This window comes from Sphingomonas sp. R647 (assembly GCF_020177055.1).
In the GTDB taxonomy this organism is placed as follows: Bacteria; Pseudomonadota; Alphaproteobacteria; order Sphingomonadales; family Sphingomonadaceae; genus Sphingomonas.
The window spans coordinates 64,466-86,519 of the sequence record NZ_JAIQXT010000003.1 but is presented as its reverse complement, the minus strand read 5'-3'; the positions used below and the strand labels follow the sequence as shown (position 1 = coordinate 86,519).

The window sequence follows — 22,054 nt, the reverse complement described above, 5'->3', positions numbered from 1 at the left end:
ATAGTCATGAAAAGGCGATATGCGCCGCCCCCGCACTCAACTGGACCGCAAAAGGACGAACCGCGAAATGACTGAAGACACCGGAGGCACCCTGGTGCGCCGCACCGACGGGCTTATGTCGGCTGCGGTCGGCGACGAACTGCTGATGATGAGCGCCGCTGAAGGCAAGTATTTCAACCTGAACGATGTCGGCAGCCGCATCTGGGAATTGCTGGCTCAGCCGGTGAGTGCAGAAGCGCTGGTGGCGGCCCTGACCGCTGAATATGATGTCGATGCCGATACGGCACGCGAGCATGTTGCAGACTTCCTCGCCGCGCTGCGCGAACGCGGCCTGGTGACTTCGGCGGGTGAGACAGCCGCGGCCTGAGGCGCAGAGCCCATGGCTGCTCAGCCGTGCTGCTCCAGATAGGACATGACCCGGAAGGCGCGGGTCAGGCTGCCGGCCTGATCGATGGCGGTCCAGTCGCCTTGGCCCGTGTCGATGGTCCGTGCCAGGTCGTCTGCCGCGGGCAACGACGCCAGCCGCGCTGCGACAGCGTGCAGGTCGAACAGGTCAGTGATCGCGTCATGCTGCCGCCACAGCATAAGTCGCTCGGTCAACAGCGGGCGTTGCGCAGAGACATGGACCGGATCCTCGACCACCAGATCGAGCTTCGTCCGTTTCCAACGGACCGGCTCCGGCAGAATTCCGGCCATTGCGTCGCGGAAGACCCGTCGTGACCAACCCTCGCGCACGAACAGCGCGCTGGGCAGCGACAGGGCGAATTCGACGAGGCGGCGATCCAGCATCGGGAAGCTGACGCTCATACCGTGGCGGGCGGCGAGCATCGCCCAATGCTCCGCCCGGCGCGTCAACCCGTGGCCGCTCAGCAGCGAAAGTCTGATCTGCCGCGCCTGTCCCCGCCGCACGGGCGGCGTCAGGCACCGATCGGCGAGCTGTTCGGGCCGCAGCAGTTCAGCGGCCAGCTCGGCGATGCCAGGCGCGGGATTTGCCCTGCCCAACGCACGCTCGGACAAGCTCCGCAAGCCATCGGGCAGCAGGAACGGCGACAATGCGCTCCAAGCCGCCCCGAGCGATCCCAGCGCGCGCAGCTCCGATGCAAGATAGCCCCAACGCCCCGCAATCAGCGCCTCCGCCAGCACACCGCGCCAACCATAGCTCGCCGCTTCATCGCCCCCCCACCCTGACAGCAACACGCAAGCGCCCTGGCGGTTCGCGTGCGCAAGCGTCTGGCTGTCCCGATAGGAGGGGTCCGCCGGGAAGAGCTGGTCTCGATCCATCACCGGCAGCGCGAACGCCGCCGAATCGACCGTGCGTATCGGGTGCCAGTCGATGTCCGGCTCTTGCTGCAATACGGGCGCGAGATACGCGCCATCCCCGCCAAAGCGATAGTCGCCAAAGGGATTGGGGGCGTGCGAATAGGCGAGAAGTCGGCGTCCCGCTGGACGCAACGCCCGCGCCGCGATGATGGCGATTGCCGAGGAATCGAGACCGCCGCTGAGATGCGTCGCAACCGGCCCCGCCACTGGCAGCCGGCGATGGGCGGCCGCCGCCATCAATCGCGACATCTCTGCCGCAGCATCGACAGGATTGATGCGAAGCGAACCGACCGATGCGGGGTCGAGCGACCAATGCCGCCCCGACCGGACGGAGCCATCAGCTGTCAATTCCAGCCAGCTGCCGGGGGCCAGTCGCTGGACGCCCTGAAACAGCGACCGTTCCGGCCCATCGAACTGGAACAGCAATTCACCGACCAGGAAATCCCGGTCGACTTCCCGCGCGAGCAACCCCGAAGCGTGCAGCCCGCGCGGCAGAGACGCGAACACGAACAGATCACCCGGGCAATGGGCGAAGAAGAAGGGGCGGACACCGAACGCGTCGCGCGCGCACAGCAACCTGCGGTCGCGCCGGCTCCACGCGGCGAGCGCGAAGTCGCCCGCCAGTACGCCAAGCCCCGCCGCGCCCCGTTCAGCAAGCAAGGCCGCCAGTCCGGCGTCACCGCGGATCGTATCGGGTTCATCGAGCCGTGCGTCAGCGGCCAGGATCACGCCATGATCGCGCACCGGTGAACCCTCGCCTTGCGGTGCCGGGCCGAAATCCAACGTCAGCAGCGCGACCGGGCCATCGACCTGCATCTCGACCCGGGGACTAAGCCCCGGTTCGGTCATCGCCGCCGCCATGGCGTGCAGCCGGGACGGGTCGGCGGGACGGCCGTCGAGATGAAGGAAGCCCGCGATCAGCCGCATCGCGACCCGCCCTCCAGATGCTCCAGCGCGATTCTGGTCAGCGCCGTGTCGCCCAGCGGCACGCCATCGCCCAGCTGATGGTTGAATTCGCCCCAGCCATGGTTGGTTTCGATCAGCAACGGCCCCGCATCCGTGATTGCGACATCCCAGCCCAGGAAGATGAAACGGGCGAATTCCGGGACGCTGCCATGGGCGCGCGCGACCAGATCGATCGTGTCTCGCCAGAATGGCACAACCGCTCCCGCCAGAACCGCACCGGTATCGGGATGATCGGCAATCGGATGACGGCCGCGTAGCCGGGGGCTGCGCAGGTCGCCCGCTTCTCCGACAGCCGCAAAAATCTGCCTCCCCGCCAGACCGCCATAAGGAAGTTGTGCCATCGCATCGACGACGGTCACGCACCCGGCACGGTCGATCCCGGTGATGATCCGAAACACGACCAGCGATCCATCCGACAGAGGGGCGAGGGAAGGATGGGTCTCCAGACAGGGCTGAACGATGCAATCGGCTTGCGCCCATTGCGCCACCAGCGCTGCCGGGCTGCATGATGCGCCGTCCCAGGCGTGGCGATACTCGGCCCCCTCCCGCCGCCATCTTGCCGCGCCCGACCCGCGGCTGCCCGCCAGATCCTTGACCCACAAATCGGGCGCGTCGGGCAGATAGGGGGATGATGGCACGCACTGGCTGCGGTTGCGGAACACCGCCAGCGTCGGGATGCGCGGCAGGCCATGGGCGCGGCAGAGCTCCGCGAACCGTGCCTTGTCCTGCACATCGTCGCCAACCGCACCGGCCCGTCGGTTGAGATGGGCCATCATCACCGCCAACTCCGGTTCGTAGAGGCTGCGCGCGATCCGGTCTCGGCGACCGCGGTCATGCAGGCGGTAGGCGACATAGTTGCGCGGCGGCACGTTGTTGGACCAGGCTTGCACCAGCATATCGGCGCCCCGCGATACCCAGCCCCATGCGCGCGTCGGACGATCGGCGACGGGCATCCGGACCAACTGATGCCAGGTCTCCCACACCGCACCCAGCGGCCAACCGAGCGTCATGATGGTTCGCAGCAGCTCGCGCCGCCAGACCGGATGACGCGCGAACATGGCACGCCGGATTTGGTGACGCAGCTGTCGTACGGGGTGATCGCCCGGCCACGGCATGAAGGGAAAGCCGCTCCCGACCAGCCTGCGGACCAGCGCTGCCGCGCGCCGTCGGCGACCGCTCAATCGAGCGGCCCGGCGAAATCGGCGTTTACATAGTGGAGCAGCAACGTCCAGCAGGTCTCGTCCGCCGGCAACTGCGTGCGACCGTGCGGTAAGTCGCGCCCACGGAACAGGATGCCGCCGCCCAGAGTCTGGAAACAGTCAATCGGCTCTGCGTCCGGGCGGGGATAGATCTGGATCGCCCAGGGCGAAACGCCGTTCTCCGGTACCGGGTGATGGTCGATCAGCACGGACAAGGTATATTCGCATTGCGGCCGATCGGTATGGACCGGCAAGACGGCACCTTCGCGATAGAGTGAGGCGTAGCAATAGCTGGGCTTGACCGGCACCCCGACAAGCGCCTCCACCGCCGGAAGCAGCGCCCGCTGCACCACCCGCCCGGCGGGATCATTATGCAGCTGCCACCGATCGACCTGTCCATCCGACGTTCCGACTGCACCGTTATCGATTGCCGCCCGGTAATGGCGAGCCAGGATGTCAACCATTGCGGGGGTGAGGCAGTCGGTCAGGAGGGCGAACCCATCGCGCGCGAAATCGCCCGATGCGGTCGCGAAGCGGGCCGGCGCGAACGTCTGCGCCACTTCAGCCGGAAGGACGATCAGGCCGCTCGCCCAGAGCGCAAGTGCCAGTTCTGGCGAAAGGCGATCGAGTGCGCCCTGATTCGTCGCGATGTCCAGCGCCGCCGCAAAGGCGGGTTCGCCAGCACGTTCGAGCACTGTTTCGGTAAAGCCGTTCACCGCCGAATAGGCGCTGAGGATGATCCGCTCAGCACCGCCTGAATCGGACTCAACCACGCGAACGTCGCTGACGGGGTTGCGGATGAATGGGGTCGGGGCGCTCATCGTCCTGCCTTAGGTCTATCGCGCGCTGCGGTACCAGCAATTCAGTGCGAAACGACTATCGGCAAAGGCTCCCGACGCGCACGACACCCGCCTCACTTCGTGCGGGACCCAGGACGGGAACAGGATGAACGTATCGCAGGCGGGCACGATGTCGGTGTACGATCTAGTGCCGTCCGCCGCCGGAGCAATCGCGTGCAGACGCAATTCGCCGCCATCGAACCCTTTGGGATTGCGGTAAAAATAATAGACACCGGTCAAGGCCCGATCCGATTGCGCGTCCGGTCGCGCCGTGAACGTATCGATATGCTCGCTGTAAAACGCACCGTCATTATGCGCGACCAGTTCCAGCTCCAGGCTGTGCAGCGCAATATCGGACAGACGCAGTTCGCGCACGGTGTCATCCAGAACGGCAGCGAACCGGGTCTCCAGTTCGACACGCAATTCCCCCAAATCGCGCAGCAACAGCGATGCGCGGATATCCGGACTGACGGTGCCGCCCCCGCCGTTCCCCACCGATGTCGGAGCAAAGTCATCTGCGCGGGCGATCGCGAGATCGAGCAACTGCTCGACCATGACCGAACCCAGGAAATCCGTAATTCGGCGATGCGGGACCAAGTCCTCGAACGCATTCACGGTAACGGGCACGTGTCGAATTCCGTTCAAAGGCAGGTCAGTCGGGAACGCCACATTCTATCTCAATGCCATGCGCTCGCAAGCTGGTCATTTCGTCGTGCTAGAACCCGAGGCGGCGCAGCGCGACATTCAGAGTGTTGTCCGAAAGGGGCCGCTCGGTCAGGTGAAGCGCTGGGAATAGAACCTCGCTTTCCCGAGCGAGCGAACAGATATCCTGAAGGAGGCTTCGGCGGGCGACGGTTAGCGAGGCTGTGCCCAGAGATCTGCTGATGTGACTCGATCCGATGACTTGTCTGAGATCGGAAGGCACCCGCACCCGACACTGATACATCGCACCTCGACGCCAAATGTCGGAAGGCCATCTGTGCGACACCCGTGTGTGACAGTTCGGCCTGTCATTTTCACAAACATCTGAGAGGCTTAAGCTCTGACCGGATGAGGAATTGTGCGACTCTCGTGTGCGACAGACAGCACGAAAACGTGGGTTAAGAGGTTGGTTTTCTGTGGTTTTTTGGGAACTGGTGCGCTTACAGGACTCACATCAGCCCCTGTAACGCACAGAAAAGCTAGGGTTGTAGCCCACGGCAAAATCCGTGGCCCCTTCGTGGCCCACCCAAAATTCGGTCCCCACTTAAGCCTCGAACCCGTGCCGAATGAAGCACCGTGCATAGGTTCGCAATGCCGTGCGACGGAAGTCAGACCCTGCCCAACCGACTCGTCAACCAACCCCTTTGGGAGTGTCGGCATCGACCTTTTTGCCCGGGGCTAGCCGCTTCGTCGCCCTCTTCCCCCGACGACTCGTAGTAATCATGCCGCTTGATCGCTTGGCAGGTCGTAAATCATGGCGCTTTTTCACGATCAAATTTCCACTACCCCACACTTTCCTCCATCGAGGCAGAGATGTGATGGATCGCGACGGCATCGAATGGCCGCTTTGCGCCCTAATCTCGGTCATTTGGCCAATCGCCAGCGTTTCCTGAAAGCGGTCATAACGGGCGGCGTGAGTAACGTCCGCTTATGATTGATGCACGTCGATCGTCAGCCGTTGTTTGTTCTTGGCCAATCTCGGCCAAGGAGAAGGACGATGACCTACTCTCACCTTGATCCTGCAATGCAGAACCGTGTCGCATGGAATGCTGGCAAAGCGGTCGGCACGAAGCGTCCCCTCACCCAGAAACAGATCTGGGCGATCCGTTTCTTCCTCGATCGCGAAGCACGGCTGCGGGATCGGACGCTGTTCGACCTCGCCATAGACAGCAAGCTGCGCGGCTGTGACCTCGTGAAGCTGAAGATCGGCGATCTCGTAGCGGGGCCTGATATTCGGACCCGCGCGCTGGTGATTCAGCAGAAGACGGGACGCCCTGTGCAGTATGAAATTGCCGCAGACGCTCGCACCAGCCTGGCGGCGTGGCTTCAGCGCCGCGGTGGCGCAGCCGGTGACCATGTTTTCCCCAGTCGCCTGAACCGCGGCTGCCCGATGAGCACGCGCCAATACGCCCGGCGTGTGGACGAATGGGTCACAGCCATCGGACTGTCGCGTGAAGACTACGGCACGCATTCGATGAGGCGCACGAAAGCCGCCATGATTTACAGGGCCACCGGCAATCTCCGGGCAGTGCAGATCCTGCTCGGGCACAGCAAGATCGAGAACACCGTCCGCTATCTGGGTGTCGACGTAGAGGATGCGCTCATGCTCGCCGAGCGAACCGAAATCTGACTATCGAGGCGGCTGTCGGGCATTGCCCGACGGCCGCTATTGGTGGGCGCGGGGCGCCTCAGGCTCCACGGAAACTGGGTGGAAAGCGGACATGCGGCGTGCCGTTTGCTCTGCTGATTGCTACACCTTTGCTGCCCATCCCCGATGGAGACTGGCAGCGCCTTCAGGCTGGCTTGCCATATTCGCGATTACTTGGGGAAATGGATCCCACAGAGTTTGTTGCCGTCGGGATCACGAAAATAGGCGAGCTCAACCCTTCCCAACGAGGCAGTTTCGCGCGGTCCGGGAGGGGCTTCGATCGAGGTGCCGCCAGCGGCAACAGCTGTATCGTGAAGCTCCTTCACCTGCTCAGGCGAGTCGCAGGAAAAGGCGACGGTGCTGCCGTTGGCAACGCTCGCCGGTTCGTCGTTTATCGGTTGGCTGACGATAAAGTTGGTTCCGTTGCCGTTATTATAGATCAAACGGGTATGTCCGCTGTCAGCGATGTTCCGCGCCCCTTCGCCTGCACCGAGGGTGCCGAGCACGGTGTCGTAGAAGCGCTTTGACCGCTCGATGTCATTCGATCCAACCATCGTGTGAAACAACATTTTCATTCTCCTACTCAGGATCGTGCTAGAGTGCGATTGAGGTATGGAACTTACATGCGCGATCTGCCCGGTCCGGAACGCTAGCAAGTTTTCGCCGCGACTTAATTGCGAGCTGCAAGAACCTTCTTGCCCACAACGGGTGCTCGATGAACAAGATTGAACGGTAACCTGGTTGCTTCAGGTTGACCATCCGTCGGCGACTTTGGGGTCGGCACCTGAAGGACTGCTTTTCCGCAAGCGCCCCGATTTCCTGCCATTCAGGTGCCGACCCCATTGCTGCCATTTGATTTGATCGCGATCTATATTTAAAGCGGACGCAATTCCTCATGGCGATAATCGAATGCGACGGGTGCAAACTGCATGCGTGTTTTACTGACAGGGGCATCAGGCTGGTTAGGCAGGTTTCTCGCACCGGCATTGCAAGGTGCAGGGCATCAGCCAATCGGTCTAGATGTTGCGCCAGGTGAACACACCCAGGTCGTCGGATCGATTGCCGACTCTGAATTGGTCCAGCGGATCTTTTCGGAATTTGAAGTCGAGGCCGTGATCCACGCCGGGGCTCTCCACAAACCTGATATTGTGCGGCAGACAACCCAGGCGTTTATTGACGTAAATGTGACCGGAACATTGAACCTCCTGACGTCGGCCATCGAGTCCGGTGTCGGCAGGTTCGTCTTTACCTCGACCACCTCATTGATGATTTCGCAAGCAATCCGTAACGAACAAGGGACAGCTGCGGTTTGGCTCGACGAGCAAAGCGGCCCTCTTGAGCCACGCAACATATATGGCGTGACAAAACTAGCCGCTGAAGGACTGTGTCGCGATGCATTCCTCAATCATGGCCTGCCCTGTATCGTCTTGCGCACCTCGCGCTTTTTCCCGGAAGATGACGATACGCACAGCGTACCGAGCGGCGAAAACCTAAAGGCGAATGAGCTACTGTACCGACGAGCAACGGTCGAAGACATGGCAACTGCTCATATTCTTGCGCTCGAACGCGCGCCCCAGATTGGCTTCGATATTTTCATTATCTCAGCACCGACGCCGTTTACGCAAGAAGATGTGATCGATCTGAAGCGCGATGCCGCTTCGGTGGTTGAGAGATGCTTCCCAGGCGCCTCTGCCCTTTATGCAGCAAGAGGTTGGAGTTTGCCCAAAACGATAGGGCGAATCTACGACCCGTCTCGCGCCCAGGAGATCCTTGGCTTTCGTGCAGGCACCGATTTTGTCACTGTGCTTGAAGCCTTAAAGCATGGCCATGAACTTCCATTTGCGCACGACCCCACCTATTTGCCACCACATGCCGATCTCAGCTTTGCGACGGCTGGATAACCCGACTATCGCTCAATAGCTGACTTTCGCCTTTCCACCCAATTTCAGCGGTTCCCGCGCTCGTGACGCGATCCCAAATGCGGCTAGGCCGCAAACGACCCAATTGCGGACATTGGTCTTGAGTGACATGCTGGTGGCGCATTAAGGAGCGCTAGTCACTGATGGGATTGTCGGCTGAACTGCGTTGGTTAGAACATCGCGACCGCTTGGCCGCAGACCTCGGCGATGCCGCTACCGTCCTTGTTGAGATACCGGGCTGGGAACCAGTGAACTTGGATGAAGGACTGCGTTGGCTGCGAGCTTCCTACTACGAGGCGTTTAAGGTCGATCATGAAATTGTTCGCTCTGGAAAACAGGCGGTGGTGCGCTTCCGGTCGTGGGAAGCTTGGGACGGTTGAGTAACTGACACACTGCACCGGCGGCTTCCCACCCAAGTTCCGCCGCCAGACGCCGTCCTGGGGCCGCCCGAAAGCCGACCTGCCGCTATAATCAGTTCCTAGCCAGGACCTGCCGTGCAGCAACCGGCCCAGAAGCAGCCAATATCGCGTGCCCCCTTCTCCAATAGCGGGAAGTGGGCCGGTGGCGGACCTGCAGCTTTTGGGCGACCGACGCGCGATAGCTGCCATTGCCAATCGATATCTTCAGTCGGCTGCTCGCGACCGAGCGTCTGCCGTCCCGTTCGTAGGCAGATGAAGCGCCCTTATGTGGCGTTGAGCCTTCCACGACGTCGCAGCTTGTCTTGCTACGTCCAGATTTTGGGGAAGATCACAACCGTCGAAATTATCAACGTGATGAAGCCGCCGATTCCCGCCACCCAGAACAGTGACGCTTCGGCTCGACCGGTCGGTGTGAGTACCAGGGCCTGGTATTCTGATCGAGGCAGATAGCGATACAGCCGGGGTTGCCAACCGCGGCGGAGGTCACGCTGCAGCCAGGTAAACTGAAGGCCTGACAAGATCACCATAAAAACGTAAGCCGCAGCGACGATCATGATCGCGATGATCAAGTTGCCAGATGCGGCCGAAGTGACCCGAGCGGCCATCAGGCCGATGCCCACGGCCAACGCTGCGGCCACGGCTCCCGCGATCTGCCGCGTGGCTTCGGTGACCTTGGCGGTTTCCTCGGTCACGGCCTTGCGGAGATCCGCAAGGGCCTTGAGCGTTTCGCTGCTCAGCTGAGCGAGCGCAGCCTGATAGGCGATTTTCGCACCGTCCAAGGCGGCTTCCGCGTGTTCGCGAAGATAGATCTCGGCGCGATCGGTCTCTATTCCGCTGCGAGCAACTTCGGTGGCGAAAAGCGCATGTCGCATCTCTGCTTCGCGAGCGTTCTCGAACACCCAACGGACGCCGCGCTGCAGGTTCTTGAAACCATCGATGCTGAGCTCGGAAAGAACTTCGGTGACGTCCGCGCTGACGTGGAGCGCCAGCCGCGGCGGTCCATTGAATTTGAGCGAGCCGTTCACCGGATCGATCTCGTCTGGCACAGCGTGAAGTGTATGCACGGCTGCGGCCGCCATCCAGATACGGAAAGTGGAGTTGTCGAAAGGGCCGCCATCGACGTCGCGAAGCAGCCATGTGCGAACGTCGCTCGGAGCCCGTGCCTGACCGTTGTATTCGCGAACAAGGGATCGCGGGCTAGCGGTTTCCTCGGCGGGCTCGAATGGAGTGGCGGCTTCATCCCAGCTGGTGAACCGAACGCCGAGCGTCTCGAAGGGGCGCGATAGCCGAGCGACTTGGCAGACTGATGCGCTGGGCTCGGCGAGCCATGCGGCAAAGCCGACATCCGTCAGGATACGAGCCGCGTCGATGCCCGCAGGCGGTTTGACGATCGTCACGCGGAACGGAGCCAGATCCTCGTCCAGCTCGTCTCGGGTCCATGATTCGTTCGCTTGGTCGAAGATCGTGAGCCGCCACCCTTCCCCCTCGACGAGCCCGCAGAGCTCGCGCGTTTGTCGAGCCGAGAGGTTCGACGCGCTTACCGTATCAGCGGTCTCGACGACGAAGGCGCCAAGCCCCGGGAGCCGATCAAGCCAGCGGGCGAGTGTTGTCGCGGACAACGCGGTCCTCCGTGACGTGTCTCGTCGTGATCGTAATCACCTGGCCGCCGTCGTCAGTGTTGACGCGGCGCACCGTACGTTCGTCGGCGTCGTCCGGATAGATCAAGGTTACACCCTCCGTCGTCTTCACCTGCCGGGTGGGCGGGCGCTGAAGGATCTGCCCGCTGGGCGGAAAGGCCAAGCCTTCCAGCTTAGCGGATCTGAGCTTTCGTCTAGTGCGCGCCTGGAGTTGCGACCGAGTGCCTTCGTCCTCGGGATTGCCAGCGGCCGCGAGGATGGCCTCATGCACGGCATCCTCGTCGATCTGCTGCCTGTCCCGCAGCGCAGCTTGCGCGCGCTGGATCGCTCGCGGCACGTTCCGGTCAGGCAGCACGTCCTTGCTTTCGATCAGCGTCTGGCGGACCACATCCTTTACGGCTTGGGTCAGTTCGCTGTCGCTGCGTTCGCGCCGCACGTGGAGGTAGCTGGCGAAATAGTCGCCGATGGCGGGCGCCGCCTTCATCCGGTCCAGAGTCGAAACGGCATCTTCAACGATGCCGTCGATTACCCGGATCATCGCGGACTTCTGAATGGCCTTCTTCTCCGCCACAAACGCCTGAAGAATGCGCCGCAGCAGACTGCCTTCGTCTGCATCGGCTTGTTCGATGACTTCCTGATAGTCGTATTTGATCAGGCTATAGATGGTGACGTCAGGCTCGTCGCAGCTCAACTCAAATATGAAGAGCGCCCCGGGCTTGTGTCCTCCGTGATGCAGTCTGGCGAACTCCCGCGACAGCGACTGCGCCCCCGCCTCGAAGGTGACCTCACCCCGTGCCATCTCGCCGATCTTCGCCTTCACCGCAGATTCAGGCTCGAACGAATAGACGCTTGCCGCGTCGGTGTTGCGGATGCGCTCGATGAAGAAATCCGGATGTTCGACCTCCCGCGCCAGCTCAGGGTTGAAGGGCCCGTCTCGAACCACATGGAGAATCATGTGCTCGATCTGGAGCGACGCGAATTGCTCTTCCGACAGAAAACCCATGTGCGACCTCTCTTTGTGCGCTGAACGCTAGTCGCAATCAGCGCGCTCTGGCAGTGGCATTCGCAACCGATATGGCAAAGGCCGTTGGAACAGAAGGTGAACGGACAGCTGCTTTCGGAGTTGGGTGTCAATCCGCTGAACGGCTGAAATTGGGGCGTATTCCTGACCGGCCGGTTATGCCATAGCGGGTTGGCTGCTCATGGGCCGGTTGCAGACTGGCAATAATCAGCTCCTGAACGCCGGAAAGCGGACACACCTACCGGTACTTTCCGGCTGACTGGCGGATTCCACCAACTCCTCTCGGATCGCTCCATTCGATATCGCACCGCGCCGGTGCGATCCGGGCTGATCAAGGCGACGCACCTGCGCGACGTTCTGCGCATGGGTGACCCTTATGGATCAAACCACGGCATGCTTGGGGCACTCGCAAAGCTTGTCCAAAAACAAGGACTGGACACAGTAACAACTGATGGTAGCGAGCGGTAACGGGACGTTGGCCCAGACGCTCGCAAGCCCGTCACAGACGGCCTTGGCGAGCGCGATGGTCTCGCCATGCTCGGCCTTCACATGGCAATATCCAAAGGTGATGCACGCCCATTCCTCGAGCGCTGTTCGGCGACTTTCGAGCACGCGTTCTAGGATATTATGGAACGGACGGCCATTCTCAATGCCGCGATACGGACCATCCTCATCGGCAAGCATCCAGGTCGGCAGATCTTCGATCTCTTGTGAATCGAGACCCACATCGATCTGGTCGAGCAAGTAGGTCGGGTCTCGCCACATCGCCTCGAGTTGTGCGTCATCATTGCTCATTCGTAGGCACTCCCGATGTGGACATGATGGTTCCGCCGTCACCAAAGCCCGCAAGGTATCCCCAGTATTGCGGTGCGCTCAAGTACGGGTCTGCCGACAGTGAAAGGCAGAGACGCGAAAGCGCTTGATCAAGGGCCTCGCCGGATTGGCAAGCGGTCGCCATCCACTCCATGAGGCGAACGCCGATCACAGATTGAAGAGGTCGACTCGAACCCGCGACGTAGCGGACACCTGCCTCGACGAGTTTCACTGGCACGCCGCGAACCTCTCGCTTTCGAAACGCACTGGAAGCGTCAAGCGCGAGGCCGGAACAGGCGCTGAGCACGACAACTCCACCTGTAAATCGACTAGAGCGGCTGCGCGCGGCGATTTCCGGTACGCCGAGACGTCCGTCTTCTGCGATCAGCGCAATACCACCTTCGTCTACCATGCCGTGACAGAACACGAAGCTTACATCCCGGCGGTGGAGAGCTCGCAAGATGTTGTCGACGGTGGCCGAGAGTTCACGTTGCACCGCGATGCCCGCACCCTCAAGCATCGCTGCTGTTCGTTCCATGCGTGCCCGGGCGCCATAGATCGGATGGAGTTCGGGCCGCCAGGCTGGTCGGGCCGCAAGCAGGAATGCGGCACCTCCAGAGGCAACGTCAGCGGGAGTTCGCACTGGCGCCGACGACGCGCGCAGGCTTGAGATAGTATGCACGAGATTGATACCCATGGCGCCTTCGGTGCGACCGAGCGCGATTAGCAACGCGGGGCCCGGTTTGCTTACTCGTAACGCCATCCAGGGAACTTCGTACAAATAGGCCTGGGGAGCGATAAACAAACGATCAAGACGATCGCGTGAGATAGCCGCGGCGATCTTGTGACCAACAAGCTCGTCCCCGAGTATTTCAAGCACGCCTGAGGATGCCCCTGCCACCTGGGCGAACGTCCGCGCGGCGCTGCCGATGGTCTGTCCGATCAATGCTCCCGAGGTAGCCTCGAACACATCGGCGACGGTTTTGATGGATTGATATGTTTCTTCCAGCGGCATGAGGTGAAACGAAATTTCGCCATCGGGGGCACAGTAAATGCACGCCCAAAAGCCAGCTTTGAAGTCGCTATCTGGAAAGAGTTCATAGACGAGCACGCCTTTGCGTCCTGGCAGGTCTGCAAGAATTGCACTGGGCCTTGCGGGAAGGAGCGCGAGCGCTGCTTCGACGCCATGGTCTGAAAGAGGGGCGTTGCTACGGACCTGAGTACGAGAAAGCTCAATCAGCCCCAGCACTTGAGTAAGCATCTCTTGATCGGGCGGTCCTTTAGGCGAAATCGCCGCGAACAATCGAGCAGCGGCGGCTCGCGAGTAGGCTCGAGCGCGTTGTTCCAGCCGATCATCGGGTAAAGAACCTTGATGGTCGCGGGCTTGGCGCTCAAGCGCCAGAGCAAGCGATACATATGCATCGCTGGCACCAACACAATCGCCGGAAATCTCGCGAAATTCAGCGATCCTGAGCGAGAGATCGTCGCTGGGTGGAATGACCAGGCAAGCTGCATCGATCGCCTGTTTGAAAGCAACCCGAGCTTCATCGAGTTCCTTGGAATCATCTTGGCTGCGTAAGAACTTATGGCAGTGTGCCCGGGCCTTCAGCATTGCAAAGCTCCGAGTGCGCTCCGGTATGTCCCGGATGTTGAGGTCGGTAGCCGCCGATTCCGCGATCGAAATAAGATGCAACGCCAAATCAGGATGTAATTTGTCGGTAGCACCTACCATCTCGACGAAGAGATTTAGCCAGAGTTGCCAATGCGCGTGCTCGGCAGCGTGGTCGAGTGCGGCCGCGAAGTGAACGAGATATGAGTTTCCAGACACGACCAATCGGGCGGCGCCGTCGCCTTTAAGCTTGTCCAGGCATAACAGGCCGCCAGCCTGAAGGGTCTCCACCAACTCGCTAGCAGACGATTTAGCGCCTTTGTCTTTGTCGTAATCTTCGATCTGAAAGTTCGGCTCAAGCAAGGCGCTTGCACCGACCTCTTCGAGCAACTCTTCTGGCGTTCCAAGGTAGGCGGAAAATTGCCCGCCAGGCCCTTCTCGGCTCGGAGGCGGGAGAAGTTTGTGGAATACGGCCAGGATCAGTGGCGCCACGGGATGACGCTCGGCAGCGAGCCGTGCTCGAAGCGAGAGCGTCTTTCCGAGCAGGTCCGAAAAAACCTTTGGAGGAAGCTCTGTGCCCCTTATGTCGGCGACAAGGTCGTCGATCTCGCTATCGCTGACCGTTGTGAAGGTTGATGCGGTGATGAGCATTTCGGTGCGAATCCTCAATGCATCCTCGCGAGAACCGGCGACGTTAAATTGCTCTACGGCCACAGCCGCAAATTGCTGCGACAGAGCAAAACTGCGAGCGTGACGGCAATGCGAGCCGACAACATCGAACAGACTGGCGAGAAACGGAATACTGCCCACACTAGCTCGAAATTCTCCCACGTCGCGCATTGAGAATAGACGATTAAGCAACTTCGCGGCGACGATCGCGCCATCGCGAAATGCATTAGAATCGTGAAACAGTGTCGCTAGAACCCAGTGAGCACCCAACCGGGCTTCGAAGTCGCCAAAGCGGACTGCGATTGCGACAAGCAACTCAAGGACCGCTTGATCGTCAGGCGTATACATCCGGCGATCGCGGTGCTCCTTAACTGGATAGCATAGTGCAATTTGCCACGGCCGATTACCGGTCGCGGCGAGATCCACGACGTGCTGCAGCGTCAGCGGGCTCCCGTCAAAATCGGCGAACCTACCTTCAGGCAGGTTAGCGACAACGACCGCCCGCTCTTGGGCAAGGTGTAGCAATCTGTCGGCTTCAGAAACGTCGCCGAAGTTCGGCACAGTCTGCGACGGTGCCAGCAAGGTACCTAAGGCATCCGCGACGACCTCAATGCGGTCGAGCGTTTCCTGCGAGACCGACTGTCTCGCCAAATGTGCTAGATGCTGCTCGCAAGCGACTGACAGGTTGAACAGGAATGGCTTATATGGGCCGACGTCGTCGACGGTCTGGTGCATTTCGAAATCATCGGGCGGCCCGCCCGCATTACATTCTGCGATGAACTCAGCAATGTACGCTAACAGCGACTCGATGGCCTCCGGCGAAATTTCAGACTGTTCTGCTGACTCCGCATAAGCTTTTGCCACCCGCACCAAGGCCATCAAAAACGGAACGGACGACTGCTCAATTCCGACGAGGCGGTTACAAGAAAGTGCGACGTAATCCTCTACCCACTGCCGCGCTCGTAATTCAGGGTCGACCATATCCCGACGTACAAGGAAACACCTATCGATGCTGGCCTGAGCGGCGTAGGTTTCATCATCCCAAGTAAGCACTTCGATGACCGAGCGGTAGTCCTCAACCGAGACCGGGGGTAGCGTCATTGCGGCCCAGTCGAGCTCAGGGCGCTCGGTCCGAGCACGATTAAGACTTTGCTCTAGCCAATAGTCATTCGACGCGGCGTTGACGTTTGCGACGGCGAGTACGGATCGATTGCGCTGAAGATCCAGGCAGAGATAGCCTACCCACAGCCATGCATCGTTCGTGCAATTGCTGCAGGCTATTTTGTTGATATTCCCATTGCGAATTTCGGGAGGGACATCACGCAGCCCATCGACAAAGGTGACTTGGACTAAGCTATCCACTGGCAGGGGCCTGCCGCAATTTCCACAGCATGGCGCCTCATCGAAATATATCAACAGATGCTGTGCCATTAAGCGCCCCTCCTATTGCGCCTTTAAAAGACAATTGCCGCAGGCGAGTGAAAGATGCCCCAATACTTTCTCTGTGGCGATAATGCGCGATCGCCCCCTCAACTCCAACCTCAACAAGCACCCGTGCGTTGCGGCGGTGGTCGCGCTCCAGCCAATGGAGATAGCCAACCACGCGATCAGCGGCAGCTTTCGGGCTTACTATTGGCACGCGAGAACGACTGGGTTTAGGGCGCGTTGCCGACGGGCAGGTTGTGACGAAAGCAGACTGGCCGCTGGTCGGCCGTGAGCGGACTGGCAGCTTGTGGCGCTGCATTAGCGAAAGCGGACCCAGCTTTTTGGTAGGCGTCGTCTGAAGATGCATCCGCCTACCGACGTGACTAAACAACCGCTGATCACGTGCGGGCCAACCGACCGGTCCGTTACAGCGATTATAGAAGATCGACGCAAGTTCTGCAGGTTACGGCTGTACAGTTTGGCGCCGCCAGCTTTCGACCGCCTTTACGAGATCACCGGCGCAGTCGGCACCTGCCCAGCAGTCCCAGAAGTCGATTGTGCCAGACAGCGGCTCATTGACTGGCGTCGCGATGCGGATACGGGTCGCCGAGGATAATGACGGGCGTAAGCGCAAGAGCCCGCTGCGCCAACTCGGTGATCACATCGAAGTCGGATTTCAACGTAAGGCCCTCCCCGGCAGTCGGATAGCACCGAAGGGCCTGAAGTCTAATGCCCGCCGGTCGCTGTAAAGCGGAATTCTTCGTCGCAGAGGCGGCGGGCCTCGCCCTGCCGACATCTGTCGGCAGCTTTCGGCTTTTGATACCGGAACGCCGCAACTATGATCGACTCGGACGATGCGCCCTAACGTGCGGCTAACCAGTGACGCGCTCGCGGCGGCGCGCGGTCTGCGCCAATGACGTTCGCCAACCTACATCGCCGGGCGATGGCTGCGCTTGCCCGGTCGCGCGCAGGCGGGCTAACGTTCTCGCGCCGGGTCCGGACATGGCCCCAGCCTGAGAAGTTTGCCAAGGCTTGAAGCCAGTGCAAGTTCGATGATGGGGAGACGCTTCAAAGTGGATATTGGCCCTGTAACAATGGCGAGTAGTGCTGATCCTCTGACCCCGTTAGAACGCGATCGCTCGAATTTCGTCCGCGGGTTGGTGCAGCGGCGCGGGGACGCATTGGGCACGCCCTCCCGCTATGCACGGCCGACGCCAAAGCGGATCGTTCAGTTCTGGGATGACCTCGAGCGCCTTCCGCCAGACGTCGAGAATTGTATGAAGTCGTGGAGGCGACTGGAACGTGTTGGCTTCGAGCTGGATGTATTCGATAGGGACGCTGCTCGATCCTTCATCGGCGCTCGCCTTGGAGCGCGCCATGAAGCTGCGTTCGACAGGTGCTACCACCCGTCCATGATGTCGGATTACTTCCGCTATTCATTCGTACTGGTCGAAGGCGGCTTCTACATCGATGCCGACGACGTCTACCACGGTGCGCCGATCGGCCATCTCTTCGAAGATGGCCGCCTTAAGCTCCAGCCATTTTGCTACGACATCCCTACGGGCCAGATGGTGGAATCATCGATATTTACCGAGCCGGGCGCGGACCGGCCAGGTTGGATCTTCTATTTCAACACCACGCCTCTCATCGCAGCACCTCAACACCCGATTGTCGAGAGGGCGCTGCTCAACGCAACGGCATCATTGGAAGCACATCCTTCGAACGTTCTGCCGGAAGTCCAAGCCTCGACCGGGCCCGGAAATCTAACTCGGTCCGTCTTCGAAGTTATCAGTGAAGCAAGATCATCGGAATCATTCCTGGTCGCGCATGATTGGGAGATGATTTCGACCAGCAAGTGGCCGTTGAGCTACCGCAATGATTCACGAAATTGGCGTCTCTCCAACCAGCAGGAATATCGCGCGGCATCGTCGTTGGAGGAGCGATGAACCCGCTTCGCAGGCCAGCAGTGACTCTCCGCTGGATTTTCCGGGTCGCGTACAGTCTTCGTAGACTCCTCCCCAAGCAGATGGCGAACTGCTTCGGGCCTCGCCAAGGCCACGAGGATCGCACCATCGGGAAAATCTATGTGATCAATCTAGACCGCGAGCCCCGGAGATGGTCGCGTGTGAAAGAAGAGCTTGGTCGCATCCAGGACCGTCTTGGTAACGATCTCCGCAGCCTGTCTGAACGATATGCTGCTGTTGACGCGAGGAACTTTTCAAACGGTCCTCCCGAAGACGGCCAGGTCGATCCGCACTACACTTTGTCCGACCAACTTTTCGTGGAACCGCAGCCAAAGACACTCCCGACGCGGTTCGCGCTGGAAGCCCCCATCGCGATGACAGAACCAGAAGTTGCCGTCGCACGATCGCATATCGGAGTTTGGAAGCGGGTTGCCGAAGGGGCCGAGGAATATGCGCTCGTCCTCGAGGACGACGTATGGTTTCACCCAAGCTTCGCGCGAGATCTGGACCACGCTTGGCAGGACATGAGGGGCGCCCATGAAGGGGCCGGCGGCATCGACATTGTCTACGTCTCGTACATGGAAGCGATGCACGGCGCTCCAAAGACCTTTCACTCAAGTCATGTGTTCAGGCCAGAACGGGGGCTATGGTACCTGTCGGGGTACATCCTCTCGCGACGCGGGGCGCGCAAGCTCCTTGATGCACTGCCCTGCCGTGGGCCGGTCGATCTTTGGATCAATCACCAGTTCAGCAAGCTGAACGTGTTCGCTACTAGGCGATCGATCGTGCGCCAGCGAAGGGATAGCATATCGACAAATAGCTACTCCATTCTACCTGCACTCTCCGGGATCGGCGCCATCAACAGCGAGGGTGCGGCGCTATTCCACGCTCATCCGCTTGGCGCTCCCGTGTTTGGCTTTGGACCGCCGGGATCGGGCCAGTCATCGCTGGCAATGGCGTTGTCCATGCTTGGCTATGCATGCTGCAGCGACTTGCGCCGCTTGCCGGCGCTCGAGTGGAATCGGCTCTGCGCGGGACGCCCCGATCGCGCATTTGGCGCCTATGTCAACGTGGGGTCGCTCACAACAGAGATCGAGCACCTCCGCCATCTGTATCCGCACGCCAAGTTCGTCATAACGACGTGCTCGAGCGATGCGGACGATCCGGTCTTTCAGGAGATCCGAGCACGGCTTAAGGGCGCGGACGTCGCCTTGCTTGACACTGGCAAGGCCGATGCCTGGCGGGTGCTGTGCGAACATCTCAGATGCGTGCCACCTCTAAGCCCATTCCCTCACCTTGATGACGTTGGGCAACGCGATATCGTCGAGGGGCGAAGCGAAGGTCTCCGGCTCCCGGTACCTGCCAAATCGAAGTGGGATCGTTCGCCGTGGATCGTAGCGCCAAAGCATGATGATTGGACGGGCATCGAGGTTGCGACCGAGGATTGCGGCGGATGGGTCTATATCGATTGTGGCGAGGGGATCGACCCGCAGCATTGGGTTGCACGGTCGGATACTTTTACCGGCAACCTCGCATTGTTCCGCCACTTGAACGTCGAATATGATAGCGTCGAGGGGGCGAAGTTGCAGGTCCGGCAAGAAGACCTCGGCGTGCGAGGGTATAGTGCAGGGGCCATCACGAGTCACACCGACTATCTTTTCGGCAGATTTGAGGCCGCTTTCCAGGCATCTGACGTGCCGGGTGTGGTCACCGGCTTTTTCCTCCACCGAAATTCACCTCACCAGGAAATCGACATCGAAATTGCGGGGAATAGGCCGAACCGCTTGCTCGTGAACGTTTTCTATAATCCGGGCGAGGACGGCGCCCGGTTCGACTATGGCTATCGGGGCTGCCCATGCCAGATCGATCTTGGCTTCGACGCTTCGAAGGGGTTTCACCGATATGCGATCGAATGGACACCGCATGAGATCCGTTGGCTGGTAGACGGCATCCTGGTCCATCGTCGGGTGCTATGGAATCCAACCCCAATCCCCCACCTGCCTATGAAATTGCATCTCAACGCGTGGCCATCTCGGGCCTCGCAGCTTGCAGGGCGCCTCCGAAATCGACGCCTACCTGCCACGGTTCGGGTGCGCTCGATACACGTCCTTGGATGTGGGCCAATCTTACCGAAGTCGTGTTCTGGAGCCGATAGCGGCTCGAATGGGACGATCCTCGAGGCAGTGTCGACATGAAGATACTTTCCTATAATCCCGGCCATGACGGTGCATTTGCCTACATAGAGGACGGCCGCTTAGTGTTCTCCTTGGAAGCTGAGAAGGGCTCGGGGTATCGGCATTCTGCCGTTACCGTGCCAGATGCCTTCGATGCCCTTGGTGAGCTCGCTAGTGTCCCCGACGTCCTTTGTAAGGGGGGGTGGTGGCAAGATGGACCACCCCAAGCGGGAGGGGGCGCGGTTGGCTATCATGGCTTGGAATGCGGCAAGGTCCGCACAGGCCGGAAACGGTTCCTCGGGAAGGAAGTCGATCTCTTCTCTTCCTCCCATGAGCGGTCGCATCTGCTGTGCGCGTTTGGAATGTCGGGACTACCAAAGGGCACTGCGTGCTACGCATTGCTCTGGGAGGGCAACATCGGCGCATTCTATGAGATTAGTGCTGGGCTGCACATCACGAAGTTATCGAACGTTCTGCCGGAGCCAGGACATCGCTATGCGTTGCTCTATGCACTGGCAGACCCAACTTTCGACAAGCGTAGCGCGGAGTATTCAAGGCTCTCGGACGCCGGCAAGTTGATGGCGCTCGCCTCATTCTCAACACGAACGCAGGCAACTCACTCCGAAGAGTTGATCATGGACTTCTTGCTGCAGGATTGCGAGCACATCAGGCCTCGGGACTGTGAGGCTCTCCAAGACCTCACCCACTACAATGTTGGGACGGATGATCAGGAATTCAGAAATTTTGCCGGTATATTCAGCGACCGGCTGTTCGATCGATTTCACCAATTTGCTAAATCAGACTTGAAGCGTGGCATGCCCCTGCTGATCGCGGGCGGGTGCGGCCTTAACTGCGATTGGAATTCCAAATGGCAGGGATCTGGCCTGTTCAGCGAGGTGTTCGTGCCTCCGGTCGCCAACGACTCGGGTTCGGCAATTGGCACTGCCATCGATGCCCAGTTCCACTTCACGGGTGACCCGAAGATCTCGTGGGATGTATATTCAGGCCTGTCCTTTGCGCTCGACGAACCTGTCGACCGCGCCAAGTTCGACAAGTTGGAATCCAGCGTCAATACCGTCGCAGAGATGTTGTCATCCGATCTTATCCTAGGATGGGTCAGCGGTAGGTACGAGATAGGTCCGCGCGCGCTCGGAAACCGCTCCATCTTGGCAGCGCCATTCAAGGACAGCACCCGAGAGCGATTAAACATCATCAAGCAGCGGGAGCAATTTCGCCCGATCGCGCCAGTTTGCTTGGAGGACGATGCTAAAACATGGTTTGGGTGCGAGCACCCTAGCCCCTTCATGCTCTTCACCTATCGGGCATCAACGACTGACCTTGCCGCAGTCACCCATGTAAATCGCACCGCTCGCATCCAAACTGTATCCGAACTAAGCAACCGCCCCCTGTTCGAGGTGCTAAATGCTTTCAAGGACCTAACGGGATTTGGCGTATTGTGTAACACGTCCCTTAATTTCAAGCACAAAGGCTTCATTAATAGCGCTTCAGATCTATCGAAATATACCTTGCAGCATCATCTCGACGGATTTGTCATCGACGGGCAAATCTACATGCGCAAGTCGTCGGTCGGTTACCAAGCCTATCTATGTAGTCGTTCGGAGCGCGTTCAACGTCATAGCGAACCTTAAATTTTGAATTAAATAAGTTGAGTCCGCGGCCCTCGCGAACGAACGGCTGCTTTCAAGGTCGCGCGGGAACAGGCTGAATGG

At 60.1% G+C, this 22,054-nt stretch carries 17 protein-coding genes; 7 read left to right on the top strand and 10 right to left on the bottom strand.

The annotated features are described in order from the left end of the window. The first annotated feature begins 67 nt into the window (after positions 1-67). Positions 68-367 (top strand): PqqD family peptide modification chaperone, encoded by a 300-nt coding sequence (locus K9B35_RS07415; protein ID WP_224921197.1) that lies wholly within the window; start codon positions 68-70, stop codon positions 365-367. 20 nt (positions 368-387) lie between these two features. Here the strand turns inward: K9B35_RS07415 and K9B35_RS07410 are convergent, their stop codons facing one another. From K9B35_RS07410 to K9B35_RS20345, 5 genes are all read right to left on the bottom strand, one after another. Continuing rightward, the gene (locus tag K9B35_RS07410; protein ID WP_224921196.1) at positions 388-2,247 is read right to left on the bottom strand and encodes an asparagine synthase-related protein; all 1,860 of its coding nucleotides are present in this window, start codon (positions 2,245-2,247) and stop codon (positions 388-390) included. Next, the gene (locus tag K9B35_RS07405) at positions 2,238-3,296 is read right to left on the bottom strand and encodes a sugar-transfer associated ATP-grasp domain-containing protein (RefSeq protein ID WP_224921195.1); all 1,059 of its coding nucleotides are present in this window, start codon (positions 3,294-3,296) and stop codon (positions 2,238-2,240) included. The genes K9B35_RS07410 and K9B35_RS07405 overlap by 10 nt, the downstream gene beginning before the upstream one ends. Positions 3,297-3,463: 167 nt before the next feature. Then, positions 3,464-4,306, bottom strand: coding sequence for a hypothetical protein (locus tag K9B35_RS07400; RefSeq protein ID WP_224921194.1), 843 nt, complete (start codon positions 4,304-4,306; stop codon positions 3,464-3,466). 15 nt (positions 4,307-4,321) lie between these two features. Continuing rightward, on the bottom strand, positions 4,322-4,939 hold the full coding sequence (locus K9B35_RS07395; RefSeq protein WP_224921193.1) for a 2OG-Fe(II) oxygenase: 618 nt from the start codon (positions 4,937-4,939) through the stop codon (positions 4,322-4,324). Positions 4,940-5,039: 100 nt separating this feature from the next. Then, a complete protein-coding gene (locus K9B35_RS20345; RefSeq protein WP_412103447.1) occupies positions 5,040-5,312 on the bottom strand; it encodes a DUF6538 domain-containing protein in 273 nt (90 codons plus the stop codon). Positions 5,313-6,023: 711 nt separating this feature from the next. On the opposite strand from K9B35_RS20345, the gene K9B35_RS07390 reads away from it, so the two are divergent. Further along, on the top strand, positions 6,024-6,656 hold the full coding sequence (locus K9B35_RS07390; protein WP_224921192.1) for a tyrosine-type recombinase/integrase: 633 nt from the start codon (positions 6,024-6,026) through the stop codon (positions 6,654-6,656). A 188-nt stretch (positions 6,657-6,844) separates the two neighbouring features. Here K9B35_RS07390 and K9B35_RS07385 read toward each other — a convergent pair whose 3' ends face one another. Further along, positions 6,845-7,243 carry a VOC family protein gene (locus tag K9B35_RS07385; protein ID WP_224921191.1) on the bottom strand — a complete coding sequence of 133 codons (399 nt, stop codon included), beginning with the start codon at positions 7,241-7,243 and terminating at the stop codon, positions 6,845-6,847. Positions 7,244-7,603: 360 nt separating this feature from the next. Between K9B35_RS07385 and K9B35_RS07380 the strand changes: the two genes are divergently transcribed. Next, positions 7,604-8,575 (top strand): NAD-dependent epimerase/dehydratase family protein, encoded by a 972-nt coding sequence (locus K9B35_RS07380; protein WP_224921190.1) that lies wholly within the window; start codon positions 7,604-7,606, stop codon positions 8,573-8,575. A gap of 161 nt (positions 8,576-8,736) precedes the next feature. Further along, a complete protein-coding gene (locus tag K9B35_RS07375; RefSeq protein WP_224921189.1) occupies positions 8,737-8,973 on the top strand; it encodes a hypothetical protein in 237 nt (78 codons plus the stop codon). A 344-nt stretch (positions 8,974-9,317) separates the two neighbouring features. On the opposite strand, the gene K9B35_RS07370 is transcribed toward K9B35_RS07375, so the two are convergent. From K9B35_RS07370 to K9B35_RS07355, 4 genes are all read right to left on the bottom strand, one after another. Next, the gene (locus K9B35_RS07370; RefSeq protein WP_224921188.1) at positions 9,318-10,631 is read right to left on the bottom strand and encodes a hypothetical protein; all 1,314 of its coding nucleotides are present in this window, start codon (positions 10,629-10,631) and stop codon (positions 9,318-9,320) included. Then, complete coding sequence (locus tag K9B35_RS07365; RefSeq protein ID WP_224921187.1) at positions 10,600-11,652, bottom strand: hypothetical protein; 1,053 nt, start codon at positions 11,650-11,652, stop codon at positions 10,600-10,602. Before K9B35_RS07365 ends, K9B35_RS07370 begins: the two co-directional genes overlap by 32 nt. A 399-nt stretch (positions 11,653-12,051) precedes the next feature. Further along, positions 12,052-12,465 carry a hypothetical protein gene (locus tag K9B35_RS07360; RefSeq protein ID WP_224921186.1) on the bottom strand — a complete coding sequence of 138 codons (414 nt, stop codon included), beginning with the start codon at positions 12,463-12,465 and terminating at the stop codon, positions 12,052-12,054. Then, entirely contained in the window at positions 12,455-16,192 is a 3,738-nt protein-coding gene (locus tag K9B35_RS07355; protein ID WP_224921185.1) for a CHAT domain-containing protein, read from the bottom strand. Before K9B35_RS07355 ends, K9B35_RS07360 begins: the two co-directional genes overlap by 11 nt. A gap of 1,049 nt (positions 16,193-17,241) precedes the next feature. On the opposite strand from K9B35_RS07355, the gene K9B35_RS07350 reads away from it, so the two are divergent. The 3 genes from K9B35_RS07350 to K9B35_RS07340 all read left to right on the top strand — a co-directional run bounded on the left by K9B35_RS07350 (position 17,242) and on the right by K9B35_RS07340 (position 21,973). Then, positions 17,242-18,132, top strand: coding sequence for a glycosyltransferase family 32 protein (locus tag K9B35_RS07350; RefSeq protein ID WP_224921184.1), 891 nt, complete (start codon positions 17,242-17,244; stop codon positions 18,130-18,132). 80 nt (positions 18,133-18,212) lie between these two features. Then, the gene (locus K9B35_RS07345; RefSeq protein ID WP_224921183.1) at positions 18,213-20,345 is read left to right on the top strand and encodes a family 16 glycosylhydrolase; all 2,133 of its coding nucleotides are present in this window, start codon (positions 18,213-18,215) and stop codon (positions 20,343-20,345) included. Beyond that, the gene (locus tag K9B35_RS07340) at positions 20,342-21,973 is read left to right on the top strand and encodes a carbamoyltransferase C-terminal domain-containing protein (protein WP_224921182.1); all 1,632 of its coding nucleotides are present in this window, start codon (positions 20,342-20,344) and stop codon (positions 21,971-21,973) included. The genes K9B35_RS07345 and K9B35_RS07340 overlap by 4 nt, the downstream gene beginning before the upstream one ends. The last annotated feature ends 81 nt before the right edge of the window (positions 21,974-22,054 follow it).

Bases quoted from the DNA above. Each gene is read 5' to 3' on its own strand.
- K9B35_RS07360 (WP_224921186.1), bottom strand. From the start codon at position 12,465: ATGAGCAATGATGACGCACAACTCGAGGCGATGTGGCGAGACCCGACC.
- K9B35_RS07375 (WP_224921189.1), top strand. From the start codon at position 8,737: ATGGGATTGTCGGCTGAACTGCGTTGGTTAGAACATCGCGACCGCTTG.
- K9B35_RS07415 (WP_224921197.1), top strand. From the start codon at position 68: ATGACTGAAGACACCGGAGGCACCCTGGTGCGCCGCACCGACGGGCTT.
- K9B35_RS07355 (WP_224921185.1), bottom strand. From the start codon at position 16,192: ATGGCACAGCATCTGTTGATATATTTCGATGAGGCGCCATGCTGTGGA.
- K9B35_RS07405 (WP_224921195.1), bottom strand. From the start codon at position 3,296: ATGACGCTCGGTTGGCCGCTGGGTGCGGTGTGGGAGACCTGGCATCAG.
- K9B35_RS07380 (WP_224921190.1), top strand. From the start codon at position 7,604: ATGCGTGTTTTACTGACAGGGGCATCAGGCTGGTTAGGCAGGTTTCTC.
- K9B35_RS07410 (WP_224921196.1), bottom strand. From the start codon at position 2,247: ATGCGGCTGATCGCGGGCTTCCTTCATCTCGACGGCCGTCCCGCCGAC.
- K9B35_RS07400 (WP_224921194.1), bottom strand. From the start codon at position 4,306: ATGAGCGCCCCGACCCCATTCATCCGCAACCCCGTCAGCGACGTTCGC.
- K9B35_RS07385 (WP_224921191.1), bottom strand. From the start codon at position 7,243: ATGTTGTTTCACACGATGGTTGGATCGAATGACATCGAGCGGTCAAAG.
- K9B35_RS07365 (WP_224921187.1), bottom strand. From the start codon at position 11,652: ATGGGTTTTCTGTCGGAAGAGCAATTCGCGTCGCTCCAGATCGAGCAC.
- K9B35_RS07350 (WP_224921184.1), top strand. From the start codon at position 17,242: ATGGGGAGACGCTTCAAAGTGGATATTGGCCCTGTAACAATGGCGAGT.
- K9B35_RS07340 (WP_224921182.1), top strand. From the start codon at position 20,342: ATGAAGATACTTTCCTATAATCCCGGCCATGACGGTGCATTTGCCTAC.
- K9B35_RS07390 (WP_224921192.1), top strand. From the start codon at position 6,024: ATGACCTACTCTCACCTTGATCCTGCAATGCAGAACCGTGTCGCATGG.
- K9B35_RS07345 (WP_224921183.1), top strand. From the start codon at position 18,213: ATGGCGAACTGCTTCGGGCCTCGCCAAGGCCACGAGGATCGCACCATC.